Origin of the sequence: Agrobacterium larrymoorei, from assembly GCF_030819275.1 — a bacterium.
GTDB classification, from domain to species: domain Bacteria; phylum Pseudomonadota; class Alphaproteobacteria; order Rhizobiales; family Rhizobiaceae; genus Agrobacterium; species Agrobacterium larrymoorei_B.
Genome location: NZ_JAUTBL010000001.1, coordinates 1,867,814 through 1,879,751 on the forward strand (window position 1 = coordinate 1,867,814; position 11,938 = coordinate 1,879,751).

Annotated in this window: 10 protein-coding genes; 3 read left to right on the forward strand and 7 right to left on the reverse strand. The window is 56.1% G+C overall.

The window, feature by feature from the left end:
- From tssF to tssA, 7 genes are all read right to left on the reverse strand, one after another.
- Nucleotides 1-1,785 carry a type VI secretion system baseplate subunit TssF gene (gene tssF / locus QE408_RS08480; RefSeq protein WP_306930099.1) on the reverse strand — a complete coding sequence of 595 codons (1,785 nt, stop codon included), beginning with the start codon at nt 1,783-1,785 and terminating at the stop codon, nt 1-3.
- Complete coding sequence (tssE, locus tag QE408_RS08485; protein ID WP_306930101.1) at nt 1,778-2,287, reverse strand: type VI secretion system baseplate subunit TssE; 510 nt, start codon at nt 2,285-2,287, stop codon at nt 1,778-1,780. Before tssE ends, tssF begins: the two co-directional genes overlap by 8 nt.
- Nucleotides 2,280-3,107 (reverse strand): type VI secretion system accessory protein TagJ, encoded by an 828-nt coding sequence (locus tag QE408_RS08490; protein WP_306930102.1) that lies wholly within the window; start codon nt 3,105-3,107, stop codon nt 2,280-2,282. The genes tssE and QE408_RS08490 overlap by 8 nt, the downstream gene beginning before the upstream one ends.
- Nucleotides 3,104-4,498 carry a type VI secretion system contractile sheath large subunit gene (gene tssC, locus QE408_RS08495; protein WP_306930103.1) on the reverse strand — a complete coding sequence of 465 codons (1,395 nt, stop codon included), beginning with the start codon at nt 4,496-4,498 and terminating at the stop codon, nt 3,104-3,106. The genes QE408_RS08490 and tssC (QE408_RS08495) overlap by 4 nt, the downstream gene beginning before the upstream one ends.
- Before the next feature lie 55 nt (nt 4,499-4,553).
- Nucleotides 4,554-6,035 (reverse strand): type VI secretion system contractile sheath large subunit, encoded by a 1,482-nt coding sequence (gene tssC, locus QE408_RS08500; protein WP_306930104.1) that lies wholly within the window; start codon nt 6,033-6,035, stop codon nt 4,554-4,556.
- A 91-nt stretch (nt 6,036-6,126) separates the two neighbouring features.
- Complete coding sequence (tssB, locus tag QE408_RS08505; RefSeq protein ID WP_306930106.1) at nt 6,127-6,636, reverse strand: type VI secretion system contractile sheath small subunit; 510 nt, start codon at nt 6,634-6,636, stop codon at nt 6,127-6,129.
- A 62-nt stretch (nt 6,637-6,698) separates the two neighbouring features.
- Complete coding sequence (gene tssA / locus QE408_RS08510; protein WP_373465525.1) at nt 6,699-7,703, reverse strand: type VI secretion system protein TssA; 1,005 nt, start codon at nt 7,701-7,703, stop codon at nt 6,699-6,701.
- Between the two features lie 287 nt (nt 7,704-7,990).
- Between tssA and tssH the strand changes: the two genes are divergently transcribed.
- The 3 genes from tssH (at nt 7,991) to QE408_RS08525 (ending at nt 11,806) form a co-directional block, all read left to right on the forward strand.
- On the forward strand, nt 7,991-10,657 hold the full coding sequence (tssH, locus tag QE408_RS08515) for a type VI secretion system ATPase TssH (protein ID WP_306930108.1): 2,667 nt from the start codon (nt 7,991-7,993) through the stop codon (nt 10,655-10,657).
- 44 nt (nt 10,658-10,701) lie between these two features.
- A complete protein-coding gene (locus tag QE408_RS08520) occupies nt 10,702-11,178 on the forward strand; it encodes an Hcp family type VI secretion system effector (protein WP_062426859.1) in 477 nt (158 codons plus the stop codon).
- A gap of 127 nt (nt 11,179-11,305) precedes the next feature.
- Nucleotides 11,306-11,806, forward strand: coding sequence for a hypothetical protein (locus QE408_RS08525; protein ID WP_306930111.1), 501 nt, complete (start codon nt 11,306-11,308; stop codon nt 11,804-11,806).
- Nucleotides 11,807-11,938 lie beyond the last annotated feature (132 nt).

An 11,938-nucleotide genomic window follows, 5' to 3' on the forward strand; every position in this document is an offset into this window, starting at 1 on the left:
CTAAAGCAGCGGGCGATCTGCCGCACGCGCAGGCCATCGGGCAATCGGCTCGGAATGGCCACGCATGGTCACGGTCAGGCGCGTAAAGCTGTTGATGGAGGTATAGAGACCAAAGAAGTGGTTGAGAACATTGGCAAAGACATAGGCTGCTGCCCTGTCGATCAGCGATGGATCAAACTCTACCGTTACATCCGTTCCAGGCACCATAGCGGAACCAAGTCGCGCATGGGAATTTTGTGCCTCGACGTTGGAAATTGAATCGACCAGCTGACGGGTTTCGGGCGAATCCCGAAAGGCATAGAGCGACAGAATGTCTTTTAGCGGCGCGCCACCATTGTCGAACAGAGAGAGGTGGTTCAGCAGCAGGTGAGAGATCAGGCGCCATTCGCGAGCGCTCCGCTCGTTCATGCGGATGGCGGGTGTCGGCGGCATCAGCGCGTTGATCGACTGAACTGCCTCGTTACCGGCAGAGAGTTGCAAGTAGGGGTGTCCGCCGCCGAAGGGCAACTGGCTCGGCAGTTCGCGGTTGAGGCACAGCGTATCGACACTGGCGACAATATCGATTGGCCCTAGCGGTCCTCGCTTCTCGTCGACAAAGGCAATATCGGTGTCGGAAGAAGCATCATCCTCATCGAAGCGGCGGTAGGTTTGCCAGAAGACATTCGAACCGTTGCTTTTCTGCGTGCGGCCAAAAAACGGTGATGTCTTCTCGACCTGCCCGTCGCGGGTTGTGAGTTGAACATTCTCGACCGAGTAGATTTCGCGCGTGCGCTGACGGCGCGCGTCCGGCAAGAGCCGATACTCCGTCCTCGTACCGTCTAGGCTCAAAGGCTCGCAGCTTTGCTGAAAGAGATTGATGACTGGCGATGCGTTCAGCACCAGATCCTTGGCTGAGACCATGCGTTCAAGCCTAGCATCTGCGGTCTTCAAATAGATGTAGAGCTCGCAGTCGCCACCGGACCAGCGGTCGAGGCCGTCAATGTCGATGAACAGGAACTTTTGCGGTAGCGCAAAGAATTCCGTGAGGAGACGGTAACCATCAAAGCTGTTTGGGGGATAGGGCAGCATGGCTTGGTCGCGCGCAAAGCCGGAAGGTTTTAGATTGTTCGCAGGAAGGAAGACCGCCTGCGGATCATCCGCATGGCGTGCCAGCGCCATTCCCACGCAATTATTGGCGAGCAATTCATAGAGCGCTGTCGCTTGTTGCCAAGCCGAGGAAATGAACAGTTGTAGCTTCGCGAGCCCCATTTCCTGAAATGTAGAGGGCCTCGGAGAGGTGGTACGCAGTGAGATCCGCAAGCAGCTCGCTGCACCTGCCGACGAGGTTGAAAACGGCGCATCGATGGGTTGGCCGGAAAGCGTTGCTCCAGAGATGGCAAGAGGCGTGATTTCAACATCCTGCGTGGTGCGGAAGCGGCAGCTCTCGCCATTAATGGGCTCTGCCAGAATCTCACTATGGCGCGCGAGCCTCTGAACCGTCGCAAGTGTAGCGCCTGGCTCGAACTGCACGACGCTCATGGATGGCAGCGGCGCCAAATAATGGGGGTAAAGCGTTTCGAGCAGACTGTCGGAAAGCTCAGGAAATTCATCATCCAGCTTTTGGCGCACGCGCGCGGCGGAATAGGCAAAGCTTTGGATCAAACGCTCGACATGGGGATCGTCGGCGACATCTCCTGTCATGCGCAGCCGTCCGGCGATTTTGGGAAAGGCCGCCGCAAAGCGTGATGCCCGCTTTCTCAGTGCGTAAAGCTCATCGTTGTATTTATCGAGAAAACCATCAGCCATTGGTGGTCTCCACGAGGAAACGCTGTGTCGATGGATCGATTTTCGATTCAAAGCTGATCGGGGGCATCCCCTCATGCAGCCGAAACGTTGCCTGGATCCTCATGCGCAAGGCGCGCTCACCCTCCATACGGTTCTTCAGGATCGTAACCCGTACATCGGAGAGGCGGGTCTCGAACATGGAGATGCGACGCTCGATGCTTTGCGCAAGCTTATCCTTGGACGCATCCGTCACAAGATTCGCCGACAAGACGCCGTCCATGCCATAGGAAACCAGTGCATCATTAAGTTCTTTAAGCGCGCCCGGTGGACCCGAGGGATTTCGTCGGGTGTTGAGAAGTGCCTCAAGGTCGCGGCGTATCACTTCTCGCATCTCCCTAACTTGATCCGAGAGGCTGACTGGCGGATCGGTCTCCATCTCGGGCGCATCGTCCAGCAGCCTGTCCAGCACGGAGCGGGATAGGGTTCTCTGCTTCGGCCGATATTGCTCCAGCGGATCAACCACGCGCGGATTTCCTTTCACTTTCCTGAGGTGCCGCGGAAATTCTTGTGATTTCGTGGAAGGGCACGAGGTCGTCGCCGATCAACAGGCATCTCTGACCCTCACCCGTGACGAGTGGGCTGCTTTCCTCGTCCCAGCGTGTCTCTCGGCCAAGCAGCAGAACAGCCGCCTTGTCCGCCCCGTGATAGATCGCGGGCAAAAGCACCGACGCCACGGCGCCATCCTTGAGCGTCAGCTCGCCATCGCGATAAGCGAGGTCGCGCGGACGCGTCATCGGCCCGATCATGAGAGTTTCGATGCGGTCAAAACCGATCCAGAGATACCTGCCGCCATTGGTCAGAACTTCAAGTGCATGCGGAACACGATCGTCAAGGTCACGGATATCACTGGCCCTTTTGCCATTGACGACGATTGATACGTCGCCTCGTTTCTCATCCAGCTCGCTCAAGGCGTCAGCGGCTTCGATGATGTTGCTCTCACGTGCGGCGATATTCGCCCTGATCGCCAGTTGATCGAGTTCACTTGGTCCGCCAGGGAATTCCGGTACGGCGGCGTTTTCGAACCACGCGTCCCGCGCCGCCATAGCGCGCAACTGCTGGCGCAACAGCGAAAATCCGACACTATCCTGCGGCGAGAAGGTCGCTGCCAGGTTACACTGCGCGTCGGCCTTTTCGTAATCGCGGGCCAGAATTAAAAGATCGATGTAGAGGTGTCTGGCCTCCTTGTCGGACGGTGACGATTTGACCTTATCCCTCGCGAGTTCAAGGGCGGTCGCGACCTGGTTCTCGTCAAGAAGATCGGAAATGTCGGCGCGCAATGTCATGCGGAGATCCTCTTAGGCTCGGCCGGTGTCCACGATGGGGACGCAGACGGTACCGCCGTCTCGGCGATCAGATGGAAGCTGGTGGAAACATCATCCAGCTGGAAGTGCGGCTGGATACGCACGGTACAGGAGAAACTACCGGGTTTACCGGGGATCTCGAAGACGCTGATGCCAGCCGAGCGAAGTGGGTAACGTGTTCTCAGCGCCACCTCAGCATCATCGTTCCCGAGCGTGTAGGATGACAGCCAGGTTTCGAGTTTGCGTTCGATCGCAGTTGCGTCGCTAAGTTGACCGATATCGTCACGCATGATGACTTTGAGATAATGCGAGAAGCGGGAGGCACAGAGCACATATTGCAGCATGGCGGCAATACGGGCGTTCTGTCGCGCGCTTTCGCTTGAGTAATGCCCTGGCGCATGCAGCGATTGATTGGCATTGAAGATTGCCACGCTGGACAAATACGTGGTGGAGATCGGGACGAGTCCGAGATCGGAAAATTGCTGCTCCTGGCCCGTCGACAGTTGCACCTCGACCGGTGGCTGCGCGGAAAGCCCATTGCTTTCCAGCCCGAAGTCCAGCGGTGGAAGTTGATAGGGGGAGAGCATCCCGCCATCGACCGTGTCCTGCGTGACACCACGTATGTCGGCAAACCAGCCGCTATCAATGAAGTTTCGCACGACGACCGTGCCGAAGGCGAAGGCTGGATTCCCCCACAGGAGTGTCGTGCCGTCCTCGGCGATATGTTCCTGGAACGGGAAGGGATCGCTGCGGCGTCGAGAAAAAGGCCGATAGGGCGATCGCAACAGAATGCGCGGGGCGACGAGGCCGATGAAGCGGGAGTCGTCACGGGCACGCAGCGCGTTCCATCTCATCCGGGATTTTTCCTGTCGAAGCCAGGAAAAATCATGGACCCTGCTCATTTCGGAGAAATCCTGCAATCCCACGGCTTCGGGAGACGCGGCGGCGATGAAGGGGCAGAAGGCAGCGGCTGCGACCATGCCGATCTGCGACAGTGCTGTCACGCAGTCGACACCGTCCCTGGTATCCGGCGAGAAGGCGTAATCTCCGATCAACAGGCCGATCGGCTCGCCACCCGGCATGCCGAATTCCCGGTTGTAGACGATCTCGAACAATTGGCTCTGGTCGAAGTCGGTTGCTTTTTCGAGATTGCGGGCAAGCTCCCTCCAGCTGGCATTCAACAGCTTGACCTTTACCTCGTCACTGCGCGATGCCTCACGCACGATCATGGCAAGCCCGCGCCATCTTGCTTCCATCGCTTGAAACTCGCGATGGTGCAAAATCGCGTTGACCTGCTCGTTGAGCGCCTCGTCAATGAAGGCGATGAGCTGATCGACGAGACTTCGGGTGTCCGTGAAGGACCTTGGCGCCATGAGCAACGCTCCGAGGGATGCTGTGGACATATGGCAGGCATATGTCCAACATGGTTCAGTTCTTGGACGGAATGCGAGCGACCATGCGAAGCGAGGTCGTGAGTTCTTCCATCTGCAACCATGGGCGCATCCAAGCCACCGCGTTATAGGCACCCGGTTTGCCTGGAACTTCCTGAACGGTAACCTTTGCCTCACGTAGCGGATATTTGGCACGGCTCTCCTCGCCCGCCTGCTCGTTGGCATTGACGTAATTGGAAATCCAGCGATTAAGCCAGACTTCACAATCGGAAGCTTCCATGAAGGAGCCGATCTTGTCGCGACCCATGACCTTGAGATAATGGGCGAAACGAGAGGTCGCCATGATATAGGGCAGGCGAGCCGACACGGCGGCATTGGCAGTTGCCTCCGGCCTGTCGTAAAGCTTCGGCTTATGGGCCGTCTGGGCGCCAAAGAACACGGCATAATCGGTGTTCTTGTAGTGGCAGAGCGGCAGGAAGCCGAGCTTCCCCAGTTCGGCATCGCGACGGTCGGTAATGCCGACTTCGGTCGGGCATTTGAGGTCCAGATCGCCGTCATCACTCGAGAACACATGCATGGGCAGATTTTCAACCTTGCCGCCATTTTCCGCGCCACGGATCGCCGTACACCAGCCATGCTTGGCAAAGGCATCGGTGAGCTTCGTCCCCATGACGTAAGCGGCGTTCATCCAGCAATATTCGTCGTGTTTCAGATCGCCATTCGGCGCTCCTTTTGTTTCGTCGTAGTTGAACTCATCAACTGGGTTGGTCTTTGGACCGTAGGGCATGCGCGCCAGCACGCGGGGCAGGGCGAGCGTCACGAAGCGAGAATCGTCGCTTTCACGGAAGCTGCGCCATTTGGCATATTCCACCGTGTCGAAAATCTTTTCGAGATCACGTGGACGCGCGAGATCGCGATAATCCTCGAAGCCGAACATTCGCGGGCTCGCGGCCGAGATGAAGGGTGCGAACGCCGCAGCCGCAATGGCGGACACACCTTGGAGCATCTGGACATCATCAAAGGAGTTGTCAAACTCGTAATCCCCTATGATAGCGCCGATCGGCTCGCCGCCCGGCGTACCGAACTCGTCTTCATAGATCGATTTGAAGAGGCGGGACTGATCAAACTCCACTGCCTTTTCCAGATCCCGCGAGATTTCCCGTTTACCGGCATTCATCACGCGTATCTTGAGGTTAACGCTCGTCTCGGAGTTCTTGACGAGGTAATTCAGCCCGCGCCAAGTCCCCTCTAGTTTGGCGAATTCCGGTGCCTGCATGATCGCCGCTAATTGCTCCGAAATTGTTTTGTCGAGTTCGGCAATCGCGTGATTTAGCGTGACCGTCAGATTGCGGTCGTATTTGACCGTTCCCTTCAAGGCTTGGTCGGTCAGTGTGCGCAGCAGATTTTGCGCGCGGTCCGGTTCGGTTTGCCTGGTGGCGGCAACGACTTTGGACAGCAGTCCGTGGTCTTCGGCGGTTGTGGCCTGTGTTTCGTTTTTCAGCAGGCTTTCGGCGCTCATATCTCAATCCTTCCACTTGCGGCCGGTGCCGCCGCTTGAACCGTTCAAATCCCCGGTCGTGGGGCTGTTCGAAAATTTTGATGGCGCGCGATTACTCGGCAGCACCGTTCTTTTCCTTCAGTTCCGAAACCAGCTTTGCCAGGTCTGTCTTGTTCTGCAGGATGTCTTCCAGCATGCGCTCAAGATCTTCGGAGCGATCAGCCTTTGACAGGAGATCACGAAGTTCGTTTCTGGCATCCAGAAGCGCCTTTAGTGCCGGCACCTGTTGAACAACGGAGCCGGGTTCGAAGTCTTCCATGCTTTCGAACTTCAGATTGACCTGAATGTCGCTACCATCCTTCTCCAACGTGTTGGGGACCGAGATATTCAGGCCGGGCGTCATGCGACGCATCACCTCGTCAAAATTATCTCGATCGACCTGGACGAACTTGCGCTCGCCAAAAGGTTTGAGTGGCTGAGTGGGATTGCCCGAAAAGTCGCCGAGGACACCCACGACGAAGGGCAACTCCTTGACCACCATGGCGCCTTCCGTTTCCACCTCATATTTGATGTGGACGCGCGGCTTACGAACTCGCTCCAGCTTTTCATGAACACTTGCCATCTAGACCTCCTTCATGCGTATCCGCATGGTTGATTGAGAAGAGCACCGCATCTGTACCCGGTTCATTGGTTCCCATTGCTCTCGCCGCCAGGCTTGATGCCTGCTGCGGTGAGGACAGCATTGCGGGCCTGAGCTTCGGGAAGAAGTTCGGCGAGCAGTTCTGAAAAATCCATGCGCCCCCTGCGAACCAATGTCTCGATTGCCAACGAGATCGGTGAATGCGGTTCAGTTCGACGGAAATAACGCGCAACCAGAAGAAGAGTTTCAAACGCCTCATCGCGAGACCCGATACCCTCTGGGTTGAGAGAAGGCGAGGGGCGTGTTGCGACGGGGGTGGATGCATCATCGTTGATTGCCGGGGGCTCCGTCCCATGGATCTGGGTTTGATCTGCATCGCGGCCACCAAGAGCACGGATAGCGGCTGCCGCCTCGATCAGCACATTGCGGATATTAGAGCTTGGCGGCGCGTACTGACCGCAACGCTCCGTCAAAAGCCCCATCAACCGGTCAAAGACCGAAAGGCAGCCATTCACCTCCGCGAGATGGGCCGTCATCGCGGCGCTCCCTGCTTCCGTGGCGGCCCGATCAAGCTCTTCTTTAAGCGCCGTTTCATTTGGTCGCTGAGCAAGCTGAAAGTCCCACAGGCTGTTTTCGCCAAACTTTTTTCCCGGAACGAGGGACGTGAGCCGCAACGGTTGAACGAGTGAGCCCTCGCTCCCGATACCGTTTAATCCGGCAAAGGGAGCAAACTTGTCTTCCTCGCTATCGTCGTCGATCGAATAAATATTTTCCCAATGGTTGTGAAAAATATGCTCGCATATCTCGTAAACCCGACGCAAACCAGCGAAGCCCTCGAGCCTCAGCTTTGCTTCCATCAGCCACGCCAATATTTCAACATCACGGCTTTCGGAATATACAATCTGCAATCCAAGATTGTTGACGTTCTCCCAGTTGCTGGAAACTTTCAGAGCCTCCTGGGGAGATAAACTGCGTTCTTCTGCCCGAGCTTGGTTTCTTTCATCCTTAATCTTGTAATATAGTTCACGAGTTCTCGCATTGATGCGAATATTTTCTCCGCAATCTCCCGAAAGTTCTACAGTATATATTCCAGATCTCGCGTCCAAATCCAGTTTTTCCTCTATTAAATGTAATAGTTTTATGAGGCCTACTTCCGTAGCGTGAGGATATTCACCAATCAGACCTATGACAGACTTCTGGAAAATGTGTCCAAATTGCGGCATTCGCATTTTAAGCTACGAAATAAAAAAACAACTTCTGGCTAGACAAGCCGGTTTCATCATCTTAATTGTACTACGCAACGTTGTGGATTGACCAAGGGCAGGAGGCTCTTCGCATGTCGCATATCGATCTCAATCGCCTCATTGGAGCGCTTGAGCCTGAGCTGCGCGTAGCCTTGGAAGCTGCTGCCTCGGTCGCAGTGCGAATGGGTCACCGTTACGTCGATGTTCCTCACTGGCTCAAATCGGTTGTAGAATCTGAGAAGTTTGTTGGTGTACTCGATGAGTTGAGCATTCCGCGTCAGCGTTTTCTCGCAGAGATCGATCGTAGTCTTGAGGACGCCGTTGTCGGCAATCGAGAGGATCTCTCGCTGTCGCAGAACGTGCTCGCAGCTGGTCGAGAAGCTTGGCTGCTAGCGTCGCTTGAGGCTGGCCGTAAGCACGTCGTGCTGGCCGATCTTCTTTTGGCGCTCGACGAGGAGGAATCGCTTAGAACCCTCGTTCGGTCCACTTTGCCATCTTTAAAAAGCATGGATCGCAACGCTCTTCAGAGACTGCGGAGCGTTGAGGATGACGCTCACACAGGCAAGGCAGAGCTGCTGGAGGGCGGTAAGGTGCGCTCTGCCGAGCAGAACGAGTTCTTACGTCTCTATACCCAGGACATGACCGCTGACGCACGAGTTGGCCGGATTGATCCGGTAATCGGGCGAGATGATGAGCTGCGCCAGATTGTGGATATCCTCACGCGGCGCAGGCAGAACAATCCCATCCTTGTTGGCGAGGCGGGCGTTGGAAAGACGGCTGTGGCGGAAGCCCTCGCACTTGAGATCGTTTCCGGCAATGTCCCCGAAAAGCTGAAGAACGTCAGGCTGCTGACGCTTGATCTTTCGCTCCTTCAGGCAGGGGCGGGCGTCAAAGGCGAATTTGAGCGTCGGCTCCACGGCGTGATCGACGCAGTCAAGAAATCGGTTGAGCCCATCATCCTATTCATCGACGAGGCGCATGGGCTCATTGGCGCCGGCGGTGCTGCAGGACAAGGCGATGCAGCCAATATTCTCAAGCCCGCGCTTGCGCGTGGAGAGGTTAGAACGATTGCAGCTACTACGTGGAGCGAATTCAAGAAGTATTTCGAGAAAGACGCTGCCTTGACCCGGCGTTTCCAACCCGTGCATGTTCGCGAGCCGGATGAAGCGACAGCCATCCGCATGTTGAGAGGTGTGGCGGACACCTTCGTCAAACATCATGACGTGATTGTTCGAGACGATGCGATCGTTGCGGCGGTGCAGCTCTCTGCGCGGTATCTGCCTGCGCGCCAGCTTCCTGACAAGGCGGTCAGTCTGCTGGATACGGCCGCAGCAGCGGTTTCTCTTGCTCGACAAACCGTACCGGAGAAACTGCGTACCCTGACAAGCGAGCGGAGCCTTCTCACCATAGAACTGGATTGGCTGAAGCGTGAACCAGCCAGTGATGAATTGGCGGTGCGTATAGTATCGATAGAGGAAACGATCGATTCTCTTGGGCGGCAAATCGATGAATTGCAGGCGCGCTACGATCTTGAGATGCGGGACCTACTGGCATCGGAAGAAACAGATGAGAAGCTGACCCAGTCGAACGTCGCGCCTCTAAGGCTTGCCTCTTCGAAGTCTGGGGCCGATAAACTTGTCCCCACCGTGGTCGACCGTGAGGTCATAGCATCGGTGGTATCGCGCTGGACAGGCATTCCGCTTGGCAAGCTGCTTGCAGACCAGATCGAAAGTGCGCGAACACTCGATGATCGGATGAAGCAGCGGGTCATTGGACAAGACGCGGCAATCAATCGAATCGCCGACGCCATGCGTGCTGCGCGCGCAGGATTATCCGATCCACGACGTCCCCCGGCGGTTTTCTTCCTGGTCGGCATGTCCGGTACCGGCAAGACGGAGACAGCTTTGTCACTGGCCGATCTCCTCTACGGCGGCAGCAACCACCTCACGACAATCAACATGTCCGAGTTCAAAGAGGAGCACAAAGTCTCGCTGCTCCTCGGCTCACCTCCTGGCTATGTGGGATATGGTGAGGGAGGTGTGCTGACAGAGGCCGTGAGACGTCGTCCTTTTGGCGTTCTTCTGCTCGACGAAATCGACAAGGCGCATGCGGGTGTTCAGGATATCTTCTACCAGGTCTTTGACAAAGGTGTTCTTCGAGACGGCGAAGGCCGTGATGTGGATTTCAAGAACACAACAATCGTTTTGACAGCCAACACCGGGTCGGAATTGTTGTCAGCACTTGCTGCGGATCCTGAGACGATGCCCGAAGGCGAGGCCCTAGAAGCGCTGCTGATGCCGGAACTGACGAAGCAGTTCAAGCCAGCCTTCCTTGGTCGCACGATCATTCTGCCATTCATGCCCTTGGGAGCCGAACAGCTCTCAAGGATTGTCGACATTCAGATCGAAAAAATCCGCGATCGGGTCAGGGCGACCTACGGCGCGGAGTTGTCGCTCTCCGAAACGGCGCGGGCGGCACTGGTCAATAAGGCCGGCTCCAGCGACATCGGAGCACGCGCAATTGAAATCATGATGGGCAAGGATCTCCTGCCACCCCTTTCCAGCTTCTTCCTTGAGAGGGTTGTTGCCGGTGAAAAGGTAGGCATGGTCACTGTCGATTTTGACGGTACGCGGTTCGGCGTTCATGCCGAAGCGGCTGGGGAAACGGGCGATTTCGCTTCGGCAGATGCTGCCGGGGTGGATGAAGTTGTCGCATCCAAAGGGGCAACCCGGCGTGTGCGGCGTCAGGTTGAAAGGTAACAGGGCCTCGGAGCAAGAGGTCGTTTCAAACAGGAGCTTACAGCATGCCAATTTATCTGCAGTTGGACGGTATTCAGGGTGATGCGACTCATCAGGAACATCGCAAGTGGATGGACATCGAAGCCATCCACTGGAATGTGACGCGAAACATGAACACCGCTGCGGGCTCTGCAGCAAACCGTGAAGCATCCGAGCCGACCATATCGGAAGTCATTCTCACCAAGGTCAGCGACTCCTCCTCCACCAAGCTGTTTCAGGAAGCATGCGCTGGCCGCCAGGGTAAAACTGCTACCATCCATTTGGTAACGACTGGAGATCCCGGCAATACCTATATCCAGTATCTCCTTACCAATACGCTGATCGCCAGCTATTCGGTCGATTCCAGTGGTGACCGTCCCGTCGAGACGATCAAGCTGAACTTCACGAAAATCGAAGTGAAGTATACGCCTGCAGACGAAAACAACTCGCCGCAGTCTCCAATGATCGCATCTTACGATCTGGCGACGACCAAGGCCGCCTGAGGAAACTGATCCGGTGCCCTTTCACAGGGCATCGGATCACCCCATCCGGGCTTTGCGGGCCAATAGCGCTGAAGCGCTGATGGAGCCGCGTAAATCGGTTGTACCGTCCACAAGGGAGGCGTCTTGAATGCCCAATTTTTCCGTTTCTACAGATAATTTTATCGTCCGGCCGGTTCGGCAAGATGAGGTCCTTGCCCCTCAAAAAATGGGTAGGGGACCAGATCTCTCCTATATGAGCCTTCCAGACGGCCCTAGACAATTCAATCAGCGAGCCGCAGTTGGCGGGGCTGCCGCTGCTGTCTTCAGCCAGGCTGCAGCTGCTCTGAACGAGGGTGCGATTTCCGTGTGGTTGCGGAAGTGGATACGGGCCAATGAATCAAAGATTAGCCAGGCTCTCCTTCAGCATGGGCACAGCGCATTCGCCCTTCAAGTAAACTATGCTGTTGCAAACTCTTTCGGCAATCAGATGTTCTTGTCGAGGGATATATATCTTCTTGGCACCGCGCCCACGACAAAGGAGATTGGTACCGTTCTCACCTCGGACGTGATGTTTGGGCCCAAAGCGGATGCCATTCCAAACTACGCGACGAAATTCAAATACGCTTATCTCGTAGGGGAACGTCGTTGACGGACGCTACCGCAGTGTTTGAGCAAATTGTGTGAGCTCGTTCGATGGCGAACAGGCAGTTCCAAGTATTGGAAGCAGGGTTGAGCCGCTTTGCTTCACAACAGGTCATAGTGAAAGCCACAGTCCATGCGT